The 16,125-nt window shown below is 62.5% G+C and carries 14 protein-coding genes; 12 read left to right on the top strand and 2 right to left on the bottom strand.

Translation table 11 applies throughout. The annotated features are described in order from the left end of the window. Position 1 precedes the first annotated feature (1 nt). The 6 genes from D7S86_RS23525 (at position 2) to D7S86_RS23500 (ending at position 6,353) form a co-directional block, all read left to right on the top strand. A complete protein-coding gene (locus tag D7S86_RS23525) occupies positions 2-874 on the top strand; it encodes a branched-chain amino acid ABC transporter permease (RefSeq protein WP_121090078.1) in 873 nt (290 codons plus the stop codon). An 8-nt stretch (positions 875-882) separates the two neighbouring features. Further along, positions 883-2,001, top strand: a complete 1,119-nt coding sequence (locus D7S86_RS23520) for a branched-chain amino acid ABC transporter permease (RefSeq protein WP_121089954.1) — start codon at positions 883-885, stop codon at positions 1,999-2,001. Between the two features lie 334 nt (positions 2,002-2,335). Beyond that, positions 2,336-3,334, top strand: coding sequence for a formylglycine-generating enzyme family protein (locus D7S86_RS23515; protein ID WP_240648372.1), 999 nt, complete (start codon positions 2,336-2,338; stop codon positions 3,332-3,334). Between the two features lie 84 nt (positions 3,335-3,418). After that, positions 3,419-4,930 (top strand): arylsulfatase, encoded by a 1,512-nt coding sequence (locus D7S86_RS23510; protein ID WP_121089952.1) that lies wholly within the window; start codon positions 3,419-3,421, stop codon positions 4,928-4,930. 86 nt (positions 4,931-5,016) lie between these two features. Next, the gene (locus D7S86_RS23505) at positions 5,017-5,895 is read left to right on the top strand and encodes a bile acid:sodium symporter family protein (protein ID WP_158602067.1); all 879 of its coding nucleotides are present in this window, start codon (positions 5,017-5,019) and stop codon (positions 5,893-5,895) included. Continuing rightward, entirely contained in the window at positions 5,892-6,353 is a 462-nt protein-coding gene (locus D7S86_RS23500; RefSeq protein ID WP_121089949.1) for a YidH family protein, read from the top strand. Before D7S86_RS23505 ends, D7S86_RS23500 begins: the two co-directional genes overlap by 4 nt. A 45-nt stretch (positions 6,354-6,398) precedes the next feature. Here D7S86_RS23500 and D7S86_RS23495 read toward each other — a convergent pair whose 3' ends face one another. Then, positions 6,399-7,448: a transporter substrate-binding domain-containing protein gene (locus D7S86_RS23495; RefSeq protein ID WP_158602066.1), complete on the bottom strand. Its 1,050-nt coding sequence runs from the start codon at positions 7,446-7,448 to the stop codon at positions 6,399-6,401. 505 nt (positions 7,449-7,953) lie between these two features. On the opposite strand from D7S86_RS23495, the gene D7S86_RS23490 reads away from it, so the two are divergent. The 6 genes from D7S86_RS23490 to D7S86_RS23465 all read left to right on the top strand — a co-directional run bounded on the left by D7S86_RS23490 (position 7,954) and on the right by D7S86_RS23465 (position 14,045). Then, positions 7,954-8,730, top strand: coding sequence for a DUF2092 domain-containing protein (locus D7S86_RS23490; RefSeq protein WP_121089945.1), 777 nt, complete (start codon positions 7,954-7,956; stop codon positions 8,728-8,730). Between the two features lie 3 nt (positions 8,731-8,733). Next, complete coding sequence (locus tag D7S86_RS23485) at positions 8,734-9,243, top strand: hypothetical protein (protein ID WP_240648371.1); 510 nt, start codon at positions 8,734-8,736, stop codon at positions 9,241-9,243. Positions 9,244-9,372: 129 nt separating this feature from the next. After that, entirely contained in the window at positions 9,373-10,242 is an 870-nt protein-coding gene (locus D7S86_RS23480) for a hypothetical protein (protein WP_240648370.1), read from the top strand. Positions 10,243-10,396: 154 nt separating this feature from the next. Next, a complete protein-coding gene (locus tag D7S86_RS23475; protein ID WP_121089940.1) occupies positions 10,397-11,158 on the top strand; it encodes a bestrophin-like domain in 762 nt (253 codons plus the stop codon). Between the two features lie 294 nt (positions 11,159-11,452). Next, positions 11,453-13,507, top strand: coding sequence for an alkyl/aryl-sulfatase (locus tag D7S86_RS23470; RefSeq protein ID WP_121089938.1), 2,055 nt, complete (start codon positions 11,453-11,455; stop codon positions 13,505-13,507). 7 nt (positions 13,508-13,514) lie between these two features. Continuing rightward, positions 13,515-14,045, top strand: a complete 531-nt coding sequence (locus D7S86_RS23465; protein ID WP_121089936.1) for a hypothetical protein — start codon at positions 13,515-13,517, stop codon at positions 14,043-14,045. 118 nt (positions 14,046-14,163) lie between these two features. Here the strand turns inward: D7S86_RS23465 and D7S86_RS23460 are convergent, their stop codons facing one another. Further along, positions 14,164-16,008 (bottom strand): sensor domain-containing diguanylate cyclase, encoded by a 1,845-nt coding sequence (locus D7S86_RS23460; RefSeq protein ID WP_240648369.1) that lies wholly within the window; start codon positions 16,006-16,008, stop codon positions 14,164-14,166. Positions 16,009-16,125: the final 117 nt, after the last annotated feature.

Below are 16,125 nucleotides of genomic sequence, written 5' to 3'. Positions count from 1 at the left end.
CATGTCCGACTGGATCAATGTGCTGATCGAGGGTCTGCTGCTCGGCGGACTCTATGCGCTGTTCGCGACGGGGTTGTCGCTCGCGTTCGGCATCATGCGTATCGTCAACATCGGTCATGGCGACCTCGCGGTGCTCGGCGCGTTCGTCGCGATCACGCTTAGCGAGCGCTTCGGCCTGAGTCCGTGGATGGCGCTGCTGCTCGGCATTCCGTTGATGGGCGCGCTCGGCTATGTCATGCAGCGCACATTGCTCGAACGCACGCTCGGATCGGACATTTTGCCGCCGATCCTCGTGACGTTCGGGATATCGATCATCTTGCGCAACACGCTGCTCGAAGTGTATTCGGCCGATCCGCGCAGTCTCGGCGACGGCGCGTTGACGACGGCCAGCATCGCGTTGCCGGGCGATATCGCGATCGGCGTGCTGCCGCTGACGATCATGATCGTGGCGATCGTCGTGCTGGCCGCGCTGCAATGGATGTTTTCATCGACGCGGCTCGGCCGCGCGTTTCGCGCGACGTCCGACGATCCCGCGACGGCGCAACTCATGGGCTTGAATCACAAGCGCGTGTACGGCGTCGCGATGGCGATCGCCGTGGCCGTCGCGGGCGTGGCGGGGGTCTTTCTGGCGTTGCGCGCGAACGTGAGTCCGTCCGAGGGACAGGCGCGACTGCTCTATGCATTCGAGGCGGTCATCATCGGCGGTCTCGGGTCGCTCTGGGGCACGCTCGCCGGCGGCGCGATTCTCGGTGTCGCACAGACCGCGGGCATGAAGCTCGATCCGGGCTGGGGCATTCTCGCCGGCCACCTCGTATTTTTCGTCGTGCTGCTCGCGCGGCCGAACGGACTTTTCCCCAGAACGCGTGATCGTTGAGACTGTCTATGGAAACGCTTATCGTCAAACGCGCGACCCGCGCGAGCCGCATGGGTGCGCTCGCCGGCATCGTCGTGCTCGCCGTGGTCTGTTCGATGCCGTGGTGGGCGGAAGTCGCGCATCAGCATCTCGTCGCCGAGATTTTTTACACGATCGCGCTCGCGCAGATGTGGAATCTGCTCGCGGGTTACGGCGGTGTCGTCTCGGTCGGACAGCAGGCTTATCTGGGAATCGGAGCCTATAGCCTCGTGCTGTTCGGGCTCGACGCGGGAGTCAATCCGTTTGTCGTGATCGTGACCGCGGGCGTCGTCAGCGCGCTGATCGCGTTGCCGATGGCGGGCGTGTTGTTTAGGCTCAAGGGCGCGCATCTCGCGGTGGGGACCTGGGTGCTCGCCGAGGTGTTTCGCCTGCTCGTCGCGAATACCGATGCCCTGGGCGGCGGGTCGGGTACGTCGGTCATGGCGACGATGCGCGGGATTGCGCCCTGGTGGCGCGAATCGCTGACGCTCTGGATCGCTGTCGCACTCGGGGCCGGTGGATGCCTGTTCGTCTATGTCCTGTTGATTTCGCGTTATGGTCTCGCGCTGATGGCGGTGCGCGACAACGATGCGGGCGCGGGCAGCCTCGGCGTGTCGGTACGCGCGGTGCGCTGGCTCGTCTATGTGTGTTCGGCGGCGGGCTGCGGCATGACGGGGGCGCTGATCTTCGTGACGAAGCTGCGTGTCTCGCCTGAAGCGGCGTTTTCGGTCGACTGGAGCGCGTTGATGTTGTTTGTCGTCGTCATCGGGGGCATCGGCTCGATCGAGGGACCGATCATCGGCACCTTGCTGTACTTTGTCTTGCGTCAGTCGCTCAGCGATTGGGGCGTCTGGTATCAGATCGTGCTCGGCGCGGTCGCGATCGGCTTCATGATCCTGCGGCCGCGAGGTATCTGGGGTGCGGTGTCCGCGCGCCTGGGACTGTCGGTGTTCCCGACCGAGCGGCGGCTGTTCGGGTTGGGCTCCGATACGCACAGCGCGCACAACACGTTCGATATGCACGATATGCACGATATGCGCGATGTGAAGGATGCGGGCGCGCCGCTTCGATACGATGCGCTCGACGCGGCGAAAGCAAGGGATTGTTGAAGCACGGGCCGCGCCACGCATCGATGTATGCCGTGGTCACTATGATGGGCATAACGTTACGCGTTCGATTGCTTATCGCGGCAGCCGAAAGGGCGAAATCCGTGTGACGCGTGCTTTGCGTGTGCAAGACGGAATCCTAGACTCCACGCCATCGACGCAGATCAGGATGTTCGATCGCGATTGCCCGATGGCGGCGTGAATCGTTTGCATCGGTCGCGCGGCCCGCACGCAACGCGGGTCGGCCGATGCGCGTCCAAGACCGCTTTTGAAACGTCCCGGGTGTGCACCGGAGCGGACACGCAGGGTCTTCGCCGATTCACGGATGCCAACGTTCATGACCGATTCTGCACGCGATACGACCCCTGACATGGGGGCCGAAGTGGATGCCGATGTGCTGCGTGACATGGTATGCATTCCCGCCGGCACGTTCGTCATGGGATCGAATCACCATTACCCCGAAGAGGCCCCCGCGCACGCCGTGCGCGTGCGCGGTTTCTGGATCGATCGCTATGCGGTGACGAACGCCGAGTTCAAGCGATTCGTCGATGCGACCGGATACCGGACGTCGGCCGAGCGTCCCGCGAATCCCGACGATTATCCGGGGGCGCAACCCGATATGCTCGCGCCCGCGTCCGTGATGTTTGCGAAGCCGCCGCGTCGCGTCGATTTGCGCAATCACTATAACTGGTGGGTCTATACGCGCGGCGCCGACTGGCGGCATCCGCGCGGACCCGAGAGCACGCTCGATGGTCTTTGGGATCATCCCGTCGTGCACGTTACTTATGACGACGCGCTGCGATACGCGCGATGGGCGGGCAAGGATCTGCCGACCGAGGCCGAATGGGAGTTTGCCGCGCGCGGCGGAATCGACGGCGCGGAATTTGTCTGGGGCGATCAGCTCGCGCCCGGCGGCAAGCCGATGGCCAATACGTGGCAAGGCGAATTTCCCTGGCACAACCTGCTTGAAGACGGCTATGAGTGGACCGCACCCGTCGGATCGTTTCCGCCGAACGGATATGGACTCTTCGATATGGCCGGCAACGTCTGGGAATGGACGCGCGACTGGTATCAGGACCATAGCAAGATCGTGAAGGCGTGCTGCACGCTCGACAATCCGCGCGGCGGTTCCGCGGATGCGAGCACGGATGCGCGAACGCCGCAGATCAAGATTCCGCGCAAGGTCATGAAAGGGGGCTCGTTTCTCTGCGCACCGAATTATTGCAGGCGTTATCGGCCCGCCGCGCGCATGGCGCAGCCGGTCGATACGTCGACTTGCCACGTCGGCTTTCGCTGCGTGATTCGCGAGATCGCTCACGACGCCATACAGACGTGATGGCCTCTCCCGTCGACCCGTCGACGACGGGTCCGGAGGAGATCTGCCGCCGGCCACGGCGGCGTGACGCAAAAGGAGTGTTCCATGGCGGGCAAAAAGAAACCGAATTTCCTGATCCTCTGGGGGGACGACATCGGACAGTCGAACCTCAGCATCTTCACAAAAGGGGTGATGGGATACCGCACACCGCATATCGACAGCATCGGCGAGCAGGGCATGGTGTTCACCGATTACTACGGCGAGCAAAGCTGCACGGCGGGCCGCGCCTCGTTCATCACGGGACAGTGCGGGCTGCGCACGGGTCTCACGAAGGTCGGGCTCCCCGGCGCGCCGCTCGGGATGCGGGCCGAGGATCCGAATATCCCTGAATTGCTCAAGGATCTCGGTTACACGACGGGGCAGTTCGGCAAGAACCATTTCGGCGATCGCGACGAACATCTTCCGACCGCGCATGGCTTCGACGAATTCTTCGGCAATCTCTACCACCTCAACGCCGAGGAGGAGCCCGAGTTGCCCGATTATCCGGATCCCAAGGAATTCCCCGAATTTCGCAAGAAATACGGTCCGCGCGGCGTATTGCATTGTTGGGCGGACGGCAAGGGCGGGCAAAAGATCGAGAACACCGGACCGTTGACGAAAGAGCGCATGAAGACGGTCGATACCGAATTTCTCGCGGCCGCCAAGACATTCATCAAGCAAGCACACGACAGTGACAAGCCGTTCTTTGTCTGGTTCAACACGTCGCATATGCATTTCCGCACGCATATCGAAGACCGGATTCGCGGTCAGGCCGGACGATGGCAATCCGAGTACCACGACTGCATGGTCGAGCACGACAAACATATCGGCGAGATGCTCGCCTTGCTTGACGAGCTGGGCATCGCCGACGATACGATGGTCATGTACAGCACCGATAACGGTCCGCATATGAATTCGTGGCCCGATGCCGGCATGACGCCGTTCAGAAACGAAAAGAATTCGAACTGGGAAGGCGCCTATCGCGTGCCGTGTCTCGTGCGATGGCCGGGCGTCATTCAACCGGGCTCCGTATGCAACGACATCGTCAGCCATCTCGACTGGCTGCCGACGATCGTCGACGCGGCCGGCGATCCTGACGCCAAGGACAAGCTCGCCAAGGGGGCCGAGGCCAACGGCAAGACGTTCAAGGTCCATCTCGACGGCTTTAGCCTGATGCCGTATTTCACGGGAAAGGCACCGAAGCCGCAGCGCCGGGGCTTTTTCTATTTCACCGACGACGGCGATCTCGCGTGTCTGCGCTTCGACAACTGGAAGGTCGTGTTCATGGAGCAACGCACGGCCGGCACGCTCAGGATCTGGGCCGAGCCGCTTGTTACGCTGCGCGTGCCGAAGATATTCAATTTGCGTACCGACCCGTATGAGCGCGCGGACATCACGTCGAATACGTACTACGACTGGTTGCTCGATCACGTGTTTATTCTCGTGCCCGCACAGGCCGGCGTCGCGGAATTTCTCGAATCGTTCAAGACCTATCCGCCACGCCAGAAAGCCGCGAGCTTCGGGGTCGACCAAGTCATCGAGAAGATGATGGATGCCGCGGGAGGCGGGCATCGCTAAGTGCGCTTCGGACGGCTGTGAAAGCAGCCACGAGCGGGCATCGCGACGCCGATGTTCGCGCGTGGCTGCCGATGCGAGGACCCTTGATGGACGCCAAGACGCTGATTCTCGCCGCGCTGCAGATCGCCATTTTCGGAACGGTGTTTACGTATGGTTTGCGGACCACGCGCAACGATCTCGCGTATGTCTTTGCGCGGCCTGGGTTGTTGTTGCGGTCGTTCCTTGCGATGTTCGTGCTCGTGCCGCTTGCCGTGGGGGCGTGCGTTTATCTGCTTGACTTGCCGCAGCCCACGGCGGTCGTGCTGGCCGCGCTGTCGATTTCCCCGATTCCGCCGCTGCTCCCCAAAAAGCAGTCGCGAGGCGATGCCCCCGAGCCGTATGGACTCGGTTTGCTCGTCGTTCTCGCACTGAGTTCGATCTTGACGGTGCCGTTGTCGATGACGGCGTTCACGGCGGTCTTTGCTCAATCGTTCACCATGAGCCCGATTGCGATCGTCAAGGTTGTGCTCAAGATGATCATCGTGCCGCTGGCGGCGGGCCTGCTTGTCTCGAAGGTTTTGCCGGACCTCGGCCGCCGTCTGCATGCGCCCTTGCGTCTAGTCGCGGCCGTCCTGCTGTTAGCGGGGATCGCGATCCTGCTGGCGGGCACATGGCGCGCCGTATGGGCGGCCGTCGGTCAATGGACCGTGCTTGCGATTGCGGTGTTCGTGCTCTTCGGCCTGGTCGTCGGTCATGTGCTCGGCGGGCCGGACCCGCGCCACGCGTCGGTGCTCGCGCTCGCGACGGCGTCGCGGCATCCCGCGATCGCGTTGGCGATCGCTTCGGATAACTATCCGGGCGAGCAGTTCGCGCCGACGCTGATCCTGTATCTGATTCTATGCACGGTGCTTGTGATGCCTTACGTCAAATGGCAACAGCGCCGCGTGCCGTTGCCTGAGACACCCTCCCGAGGGAGCGCGCGATGACGATGCATCGAGATGAAGACTCGGCGCTCTTGCGCGGTCTGGATGCCGATAGCCCGGTCAAACCCGACGAAGGCACGCTGCAGACCCGGATGCGCACGGCGCTCGCCGTCGAGCGTACCTTTTTCGCGGCCGAGCGTACGTTGATGGCGTGGTTGCGCACGTCGCTCTCGATGATCAGCTTCGGCTTCACGCTCGCGAAGTTTTTCGAATATGTCGCGAGTCAACGCGGCGCACCGATCACGGGCCGATTCGGCGGGACCTGGTCGCCGAAAATGGTCGGCTCGGCGATGGTCGTGATCGGAACGATCGCGATGGTCGCCGCCGTCGTTCAACACGCGCGCCGCATCAAGGCATTGCGCCGTGAAGGCCTCGCGCCGCAGTGGAATCTTGCCTACTGGATTGCGATCGCCGTCGCGGCGCTTGGCGTGTTCGCGCTCGGCTCGCTCGTGCTCGATTGAAGCGGGCCGTCGTTCGCGATGCCGGCGGTGCGATTCGTACGCATTTTATTTATTCGTTGAAAACCACTTGCCGTAAATATGATCGTAGGTGCCGTCGTCGTACATCGTGATCAGCGCCTCGTTGATGGTCTTGCGCAAGCGACTGCCGTTCGCCACGGCGATGCCGTATTTCGAGGGACGAAAGACCGGCCCGACGACGGCGAGGACGCCGTTCCCGCGTTTCGCCGCCCAATACCGGAGCGTGGGCGCGTCGTAGACGATGGCCTGCAAGTCGCCGTTCGTGAGCATGCGCAGCCCGTCCGCGGCGGTGGACACCTTGAAGAACGGCAAGCCGCGTTCGGTCAGATAGTCGGCCGCGACGGTGCCGGGTACCGTGCCGATCTTTTTTCCCGGAAGATCGTCGGGCCCGCCGATATCGGATCGCAGGCGCGCGACCGTCTGCGACGACGTGACGGTCGCCGTCAACTGCGCGATCAGCACGACGCCGATGATCCACATCGTGGGGACGAGCACGCGCTTCCATACCCCCGGCGCGTCGCGTTCGCCGTGCTCGCCCGTCGCGATGATCAGCATCGTGATCCAGAGGCCTTCGCCGAGCGCACGCACGTAAGGTTTCGGAAAATGCGGATCGCGCTTGCGCTCGGTCAGCCAGACCACGTGAGCGAGGATCAGCACCACGATCACTGCGCCGATCAAGAGCTCAACGACGGGCAACCACGGGACGGACAGCAGCGAAGCCACGAGCGAATTCTCGCTGTGCGCGCGGGCCATGATTTGCAGACCGGAATCGAAATACGGCATGGAAAAGTCGACCGTGTGTTCACGCTCGGGGGTGATCGTGATGGCCGAGATCGCGATATCCGCGTCGCCGTGTTGGACCGCGGTGAGCAACGCGGCGTCCGTCGGCACGCGTATCCATGTGAACTGCACGCCCATGCGACGCGCGACCTCGTTCCAGAGATCGATGCTGAAGCCTTGCGGAGCGGCCGTGCCCGGCAGCACGAAGGGGGCGTCCGCCGCGATCGCCACGCGCAGGGGGGCGTTGCCGGGCTGAGCGGCCGAGGGCGAGGCCGTGTCGGCGGCGGCGAGGGCCATCGTGAATGACGCCATGAACGCGCAACACAATGCCGTAAGGTACCGCGCCGTTTGCCGCATCGCAGGCCTCCGCTCGAACGCGATAATCCACCGCGCCGCCCTCATCGTCTTGCGCTTGCCGGTTCGGCATGCATGCGCGTGTCGTCGCCCTTCGAAGGCACCGGACGCCGCTGAGCGTCGCGTCAACGTGCGTCACCCATGCGCATTCGACCGGGCGCGACGCGTGTGCGGCACCTTGGAGACTAGGCGGCGAAGCCGCACACGCGCAAAGGGATTCACGGATGATTTGCTCACGCACGAATGCTTTGCGCGGTAGCGGCGTGCCATGCGGTTCTCGACGAAGGGCCGCTTCGATCCTGCGCATCGGCTCGTGCAGATTGCCGGGCCGCGCATGTTGCTTAGCGTCGTCATCAGACACGCAAGAATCGCTGGCGATTCGCGTCCCGATCGGCCAATACTCGAAGTGGCTCGGACAACGGGCTGATGACCTAGCCAGGGGGCGACGATGAAGCGCGAACTGATAGCCATTGCACTCGTCGTGGGGGCCACGGTGGCGTCCGGCGCATGGGCGCAAGCGACGGCCGCGAGCTCGACCGCCGCGAGCGAGCCGGCGGTGAGCCCCGATGCGATTCAGGCATTGAAAAAAATGGGTGCGCAGCTTCAGGCGCTCAGGCAATTCCACGTTTCCACCGAAATCACGGGCGAGCGCGTGCTTGTCGACGGACAAAAACTGCAGCACACGGCGAGCGCCGAACTCGACGTCGAACGACCCGACAAGATCAAGGCCGTCATGCGCAGCGCGCGCAGTACTCGCGAGATCGTCTACGACGGCAAGCAGGTCACGCTGATGCAGCTCGGCCAGAACTACTATTCGACCGTGCCGTTCGACGGCACGCTTGCCGCTTTGATCGACGCATTCCATACGCGCTATGGCGTCGAGTTTCCGTTGTCGGATCTATTTATCTGGGGGACGCCGAACGCGCCCGTCGATCAGTTCGAGTCCGCCATGTATGCGGGGCAGGACTACGTAGGTTCGGATATCTGCGATCACTATGCGTTTCGCCAGAAGGAGGCCGATTGGCAAATCTGGATCACGACGGGGGCGAAGGCGTTGCCGCGCAAGATCGTGATCACGCGTCGCGACGACGATGCGAGGCCGCAGTCCGTATCGATCGTCGAGTGGAAGACGAACGTCACGTTCAGCGATGCGTTCTTCACGTTTCATCCTCCCGCAGGCGCGAAAAAAATCGAACTCGTTCCGGTCGCTGCGAAAAAGGAGTAGGCCATGAACTTCGAACGCACACTCGAACGCAGACGCATGCGCGCCGCGATGGTCCTGTTCATCATCGGCGCGAGCGTGGTCTGTGCGCCGCTCGAATCGAATGCCGCGGGCCGCGTCGGCGGAGGCGGCGGAGCACGCATGGGCGGCGCCCCTCATCCGGGTGGTCCGGGACGCGGCGGCGCGCAGCTCGACAATTCGCGCGCCGATGTGCGTTCCCAGAACGTACGCAGCACGAGCGTGAACAACGTCAATGTGAATCGCAACGTCAATGTCAACGTCAGCGGAAACGACTACCACCATGGCGGCTGGGACGACGACTATCATCCGGTTGCCACGGCGGCCGCGGTCACCGCGACGGTCGCCGTGACCACCGCCGTCGTCGGGTCGATCGTTCACTCGATTCCGCCGAACTGCATGCCCGTGAACTATGGCGGCATGGTCTATCAGCAATGCGGCAGCGCGTGGTACCAACCTCAGGGTGGGCAATATGTCGTCGTGAATCGGCCCTATTGAGCCGCGTGAGTCGATCGCGGGTGGGGGCGCAAGACGATGAGGCGCATCGGCGTTCTTGCGTTGGCCACCTGCTGTCTGCAATGCGTGTCGCCGCATTTCGCTCGTGCGCAAGCGGCGCCCTCGGGACCCGTGTTCAAGGGGCCTGACGTTCAGAAGCAGGCGAATGCGGTGCTGGCGTTGCTCTCGTTCAGCGTCACGCCGGATTTGTCGGCCAGCACGCTCGGTATACGGAATGCCGCTTCGGGCGATCCGTCGTTGAACATGACGCAGTTCGGCGGCGGCTTTACGTTGAGTCCGAACTTCCCCTTGTATCTCGAAGGTGCGCTTGGCGCGTCGCGTTACGACCCGACCTTTATCGCGTCCGACGGTCAGGAGCAGCGCGCTTTGCCGACGCGATGGACGAACGTCGCGGCGACCGGCGGGATCGGCTGGGATTTTCCGCTCAACGAGAGCGGCAACCTCGTGATCCGTCCGATTTTTAATTTTTCCTTGGGCGAGGTCTTCAGCGACGCGTCGGCCGCGCAATTTCTCGTCAATCACCGTGTGGACTCGAATATCGATTTCATTCGCGACGGCTCATTGAGCGCCTACGGACTCGGCGGATCGTTGATGATCGGCTGGTATCCCCGCAAGGAGCCCTATGAATTCGATCTGGAGTTGCGCTTTACGGATATTTATCTGCAAAGCTTCGGATCGTCGAGCGCGGTACGCGGCGAGGCCAATGCGGAATCGACGAACCTCTATGCGCGATGGCGCGCGCCGACCGGCTTGACGCTCATGAATCGGCCGCTGCGCTATGTGCTTGAGCTGTCGCATTCGACCTATCTGGGCAGCCAGGCGAACATCCTCGGATTCAATCAATTGACGTCGCTGGGCGCAGGGATCGAGTTCGATACGAGCGACGAGACCAAGCTCTTTTCGCGCCTGCGCATTGTCGCCCGGTATGCCTTCGGCAAGGACGTCACGGGCGCATCGGTGGGCATCGCGTTGAGCTTTTAGTGCGCGTGTCGTGCGATCGATTAGCGCGTGATCGGAACGGCCGGTTTGCGCGCATTCTCGATTTCGACAAGACGATCGGGCGACCTACACTGTCGCGCATGTCGTGACGCTCGGTTCGCCGTCATCATGCAGATCGAATCGTCGAGGAGGTCGTGTGGCAGTCTTCGTGGACCATCCCCTTGCAGTATTGATCGTCATGTTCGTGGTGCTCGTGGCCGCGGTGTCGTTCGGCGCGTACGTGCTCCGGCGTCGCATCGCCGTGACGGACGACGTGCGCGAAGACTATAAGGTGGTTCAAGCGGCAACGCTCACGCTGCTCGCGCTCTTGATCGGGTTCACGCTATCGATGGCGGTCGGCCGTTACGACCAGCGGAAAAACCTCGAGGAAAACGAGGCCAACGCCATCGGGACGGAATTCGTTCGCGCCGATCTTGCCGATCCGGCCATGGGTTATGCCATCAAGGGCGCCTTGATCCGCTACACGCGTCTGCGGGTCGCGGACTTCTTGACCCGCGATCCGCAGCAGCTCGAACTCATCGGCCGGCAGACCTCGGACACGCAAGCCGAACTGTGGCGGCTCGCGACGGAGGTCGCCAAGGACAAGGCCAATCCGATCGGCGCGCTCGTCGTCAGCGGGATGAACGACACACTGAATTCGCAAGATTATTCGGAGGCCGCGCGGATCAATCGCGTTCCGATCGGCGCCTGGGCGCTGTTGTTTTTGATTGCGATCGCGGGTTGCATCGTCCAGGGATACGGCGCGCAAGGGCGGCTAAGCGCGGGTCTTTACGTCACGCTGCTGCCTTTTACGGTGTCGCTGTCGCTTGCGCTGATCGCGGACATCGATAGCCCGCGCGGCGGGATCATCCATGTCCAGCCGCAGAATCTGATGCGGCTCGAACAAGCGATTCATTAAATTTTCACGGCGCGAGACAGCCGATATGCGGCACCTCGTAAGTCGTTCCAATAAGTGCGCGGGCACGCGTGGCGCGCTGAACAATCGCGCATCAATGAATCGACGAAGATCAGGTCGCTTTCGACCTTGCGACGCGAGAACTGGGGTCTAGACTCCAATGGTGGTGGGTATAACGAACAAATCTTTTCATTCGCCTCGCGCACATGCGTACATATTGCGCCCACGACGCTCTGGCCGTGTCCAAGTATGCGCGCGCGATAGCCGAGCATTCCATTCACTGAACGGAGGCCAAGCATGTCCGACGATCGCACTCATACAGATCCCGAGGGACGTCGTACATTCCTCAAGAACGTGGCCGTGGTCGGTGTCGCGACCGGTATCGGTTCGGTGGTCGGCGAGAGCTTTGCCCAATCATCCGGGGGGGCGGCGCCTTCGGGCGTCGCACCGAAGCCGGCGACGCAGGCCACGCTCGATATCAATGCCGCGTATGCAAAGTTTCTGGCGTTCTCCGACACGCAGGACTTCGAGGACGCTCAGCGCGGTCTGGTCGCGAAACTCCCGGACCCGGTCGTCATACCGGGACAAGGCGACTATCCCGCATGGGACTTCAAACAGTTTGCGTTCTTGACGGGCGGCCCCGAAAACAACGCCCCGCCGACGGTCAATCCGAGTCTTTGGCGTAACGCGAAGCTCAATATGAACCACGGACTGTTCAAGGTCACGGACGGCGTATGGCAAATTCGCGGATACGATCTCTCGGTCATGAGCATCATCGCGGGCGACAAGGGCTATATCGTCGTCGATCCGTTCGTGACGACGGATATATCGAGCTATGTATGGAAGCATCTCGTGGTGCCCAATCTCGGCGATAAGCCGATCACGACCGTGATCTATACACATAGTCACGTCGATCACTACGGCGGCGTGCGCGGGCTGGTATCAGAAGACGACGTGAAGGCCGGCAAGGTCACGATCGTCGCGCCGACCGATTTCACGGATGCGGCCGTCAGCGAAAACATCATCGCGGGCAACGCGATGGGACGTCGCGCGAGCTATATGTATGGTTCTTTGCTGCCGCGCGGCCCGGTGGGGAGCGTGGACGGCGGACTCGGAAAAGGGACCTCGGTCGGCACGATCACGATGATCGTACCGACGATGTTCGCGGAGAAGACCGGGCAGAAGCTGACGCTCGACGGCGTGGAGATCGTCGTGCTGATGGCGCCGCAATCCGAGGCGCCGGCGGAGTTCATGTTTTACGTGCCGAAGTACAAGGCATTCTGCGCGGCCGAAGACGCGACGCATACGCTGCACAATCTCTATACGCTGCGCGGCGCGAAGGTTCGCGACGCCTTGCTGTGGTCGAAATATCTTCAGACCGCGATCGATATGTTCGGTGGCGACGTCCAGGTGCTGTTCGCCTCGCACTTTTGGCCGACATGGGACAACGCGCGCATCGTCGCATTCCTGGGCGCGCAACGTGACATGTATCGCTATCTGCATGATCAGACGATGCGACTCGCGAACACGGGTTACACGCCGCTTGAAATCGCGGAGCAGCTCAAGCTGCCCGATAGTCTGGCCAAGCACTGGTATTGCCGCAGCTATTACGGCACGGTATTCCACGATCTCGAAGCGCAATACAATTTGCGTCTCGGCTTCTTTGACGGCGTGCCGGCGAATTTGCATCGCTTGCCGCCTGTCGACGCGGGCAAACGCTATGTCGAGTATATGGGCGGCGCGGCGGCAGTGCTGCACAAGGCAAAGGCCACATACGACAAAGGCGATTACCGCTTCGTCGCGGAGGTCGTCAATCACGTCGTGTTCGCGGATCCGTCGAACGAGGCGGCCAAGCATCTGCTTGCCGACGCCTACGAACAGCTTGGTTATCAAGCCGAATCCGCGCCGTGGCGAAACTTCTATTTGACCGGCGCCATGGAATTGCGCAACGGCATCAAGAAAGTCCCGTCGCCGGAGCCGCAAAGCCCCGATACGATTCAGGCGATGCCCCTCGATATGTTCCTTGATTATCTGGGCGTGCGCCTGAACGGCGATCGCGCCGCGGGCAAGAAGGTCACGCTGAATCTTGTGCTCACCGATACGAAGGAAAACTATATCGTCGGCGTCGAGAATAGCGCGCTGCACTATTCGAAGGTCAAGTCATCGAGTCCGGTCGACGCGACGCTGACGATGACGCGCGCGGACCTCAACAGCACGATGATGGGCAAGACGAACGTGCAACAGCTCGTCATGGCGGGTAATGCCAAGATCGACGGCGATAGTACGAAGCTCGGGGATTTTATTTCGTGGCTCGATAACTTCGAGTTCTATTTCAACATCGTGACGCCGTGAGGGCCGCATGTGCGCGATCTGCAACTTCAAGATCGATTTCGGCGTCGGGCATCCTGCGTCGCTGAGCGTGGCGGTCGCCACGCGCGGCGCGATGGAGCGCGGCGAACTCGCCCCGCAGGACATGACCGGGCCGCTCGCCACGGCTCGACTCAAGCTTGCATCGATCGACACGCTGGCGGCGTTTCAAGCGATCGTCGAGGCATCGCTTCCGGTGGACGCGTGGATGACGATGCCCGATTTCTACATTTTGCTGATCGAAGCGGACACATGGGGGTTCTTTCATCCGACGGCAAACGGATTCGACCCTGATGTCGTGCCCGATCCGCCGGTGTTGACCGCGACCGACCCTCAAGCGCGCAGTGTCGTGGTCGTGACGTCCGAGGTGACGTTGCGCGCGATGGTCGAAAGCGCGATCGATGCAGATGCGGCGTTCGAGAAGGGCCTCGTGGCCTATGATGGTCCCGAGGCGCACAGGGGGACCGTGCGTTCGTTGATGAATGGCGTGTCGGTTCACGTGTCCGCGCACGTTTCGACGTGAGCGACGAAGCAGACTCGCGCGTCGCGCCGGTGCGCGGGCCTATGCTGCGTCAAACGTCAAACGTCAAACGTCAAACGTCAAACGTTAGGCGTTAGCGTTAGACCTTGAGCGCAATTCGCTAAGCGGAAGATGACGTATCCGACGCGTCGACGGCGGCCACGGTCACGCGGTTTCGACCGGCCTGCTTCGCCGCGTAGAGCGCCGCATCCGCGCGTTCCTGCGCGCCCGTCAGATCCGCTTCTGTTTCGAGAAACAGGGCGATGCCGATACTGACCGTCTGCGAAAGCGTTTTTCCCGAGTCGAGCATGATCGGCGTGTCTTGAATCGCAAGCCGGACGCGTTCGGCGATGGTCTGCGCCTGCGCGAGATCGGTGTCGAGCAGCAAGGCGAGAAATTCCTCGCCGCCGACGCGCGCGGCCAAATCATCGTCTCGCAGCGATGCCTCGAAGAGCCGAGCGGCGATCTGGAGCACACGATCGCCGACGGCGTGTCCCCACGTATCGTTGACGCGTTTGAAGAAGTCCAGATCGAGCGCCAGCACCGATAAGGGGCGATGGAGCCGACGTGCTTGATCGACCGCGTGCTCTGCCGCGGAGGCGAAATAGCGACGGTTCGCCAAACCCGTCAACGGATCGAAATCGGCCGCCGTACGCAGTTGTTTGAGCAACTGATGATGGCGGCTCACATCCGCGAGCGTCACGAGAATCGAATCCGTGTCGAACGCTTGATTCGGCGGAAGCCGCGTGCACCGAACGAGCATATGACGTGTCCCGCCGCGCGCGAGCATCGGGACGGGTTCATCGGTCGGATTTTCGCGCAGGCTCGACCAATCGTCGGCGTGGCCGAACAAGCGGCTGAAAGGTTGCCCATCGGCCGCGAGCGCACCGAACGTATCGAGCAGCGCGGCATTGGCCAGGAGAATGTCGTTCGCTGTCGCATCGATCATCGCAACCGGGGTCGGCATGTTTTCGACGATCGTCGAGATCATCTGCGTATATCGCGCGACGTGTTCGCGGAGTGCCTTTTCGCGTCGAACCAGCAGCGTTCCGCCGATCAGCATGATCAGCACGCACGCCGCGCCGGCCGCGTTGAGATAGACGCTGAACCGCAGGTCGCGGCGATAGGTGCGGACGGCGTAACCGACTTCGAGCGTCCAATACGCCAAAGGCTGACCAACGCCGATGCGGCGCGACGCGACAAGGCGTTCGATGCCGTCCGTGCGCGAGGAGACGAACGCGGTTCCCTCGACGGGCCCCGGGCGTCGCGTCGCGGTGTCGGGCGCGCGCTCCCCGAGCGTGACCGATGCGGCGAGCGGATACCGTGCGATCAAGCGCTGCGCACTGTCGAGCAGGCGTATCGCGGTGCCCGGCGCAAGCGTCACGCCGTCGAGCAAGTGCTGTTCGAGCGGGACGAACACGACGATCACCGCGTTGAGCGCGCCCGTGCGATCTCGATTGTCGGCCGAGATCAGCACCGCACCGTTTTGCCGCCATTGAACGGGCGTCCAGCGCTCGGTCGGCGCGCGGGTGTCCATGCGCGTCAACGCGGCGGCGAGCTCAGGAAGCGCGTTGCTGACGCCCGCGCGCGATTCGGCCCGCACGTGCCGGTCGGCGTCGAAGACGGCAATGTCGATATTGCCCATCGAGTCGCGTAGCGTCGCGGCCAGCGTGCGGAGAGACGCATCGGTAAGACCGCCTGCATCGATCAATGTGCGTGCGACGCCGATCGTGCCGTTCAGTGCGTCGATGCGATCGCGGATATTTTTCTCGATCAACGACGTCTGCACGTCGAGACGCTGCGCCGCGAGTGCATCCGCGGCCGTCAGATCGCGCCATGATTGCCAGACGTTGATCAGGATGTTGGCCGCGACAAGCGTCGCAAGTGCAGGCAGCGCAATGCCGAGCCAGGTCTGACGAGACTTCGCGAGGCGTACGCGCATGTCGCGCGGCGGGTGTTGGGGCATGGTTCGGCGCGAGCCTGTGATACGGAGCATGCGGCGTTCCGCGAGCCGGCGCGGCCGGCAACGGAGCGGCGGCGCCGATGACGCGAACGGCGTATTCACAGACTAGCGACGAGACGG

The sequence above is a fragment of the Pararobbsia silviterrae genome (assembly GCF_003628125.1).
Classification (GTDB): Bacteria; Pseudomonadota; Gammaproteobacteria; order Burkholderiales; family Burkholderiaceae; genus Pararobbsia; species Pararobbsia silviterrae.
This window is presented reverse-complemented; position numbering and strand designations above follow the sequence as displayed.

What these genes read in the sequence shown, in the direction of transcription:
- D7S86_RS23500 (WP_121089949.1), top strand. Translation starts at nt 5,892, where the DNA reads ATGACGATGCATCGAGATGAAGACTCGGCGCTCTTGCGCGGTCTGGAT.
- D7S86_RS23490 (WP_121089945.1), top strand. Translation starts at nt 7,954, where the DNA reads ATGAAGCGCGAACTGATAGCCATTGCACTCGTCGTGGGGGCCACGGTG.
- D7S86_RS23515 (WP_240648372.1), top strand. Translation starts at nt 2,336, where the DNA reads ATGACCGATTCTGCACGCGATACGACCCCTGACATGGGGGCCGAAGTG.
- D7S86_RS23460 (WP_240648369.1), bottom strand. Translation starts at nt 16,008, where the DNA reads ATGCCCCAACACCCGCCGCGCGACATGCGCGTACGCCTCGCGAAGTCT.
- D7S86_RS23520 (WP_121089954.1), top strand. Translation starts at nt 883, where the DNA reads ATGGAAACGCTTATCGTCAAACGCGCGACCCGCGCGAGCCGCATGGGT.
- D7S86_RS23470 (WP_121089938.1), top strand. Translation starts at nt 11,453, where the DNA reads ATGTCCGACGATCGCACTCATACAGATCCCGAGGGACGTCGTACATTC.
- D7S86_RS23505 (WP_158602067.1), top strand. Translation starts at nt 5,017, where the DNA reads ATGGACGCCAAGACGCTGATTCTCGCCGCGCTGCAGATCGCCATTTTC.
- D7S86_RS23485 (WP_240648371.1), top strand. Translation starts at nt 8,734, where the DNA reads ATGAACTTCGAACGCACACTCGAACGCAGACGCATGCGCGCCGCGATG.
- D7S86_RS23495 (WP_158602066.1), bottom strand. Translation starts at nt 7,448, where the DNA reads ATGGCCCTCGCCGCCGCCGACACGGCCTCGCCCTCGGCCGCTCAGCCC.
- D7S86_RS23465 (WP_121089936.1), top strand. Translation starts at nt 13,515, where the DNA reads ATGTGCGCGATCTGCAACTTCAAGATCGATTTCGGCGTCGGGCATCCT.
- D7S86_RS23510 (WP_121089952.1), top strand. Translation starts at nt 3,419, where the DNA reads ATGGCGGGCAAAAAGAAACCGAATTTCCTGATCCTCTGGGGGGACGAC.
- D7S86_RS23525 (WP_121090078.1), top strand. Translation starts at nt 2, where the DNA reads ATGTCCGACTGGATCAATGTGCTGATCGAGGGTCTGCTGCTCGGCGGA.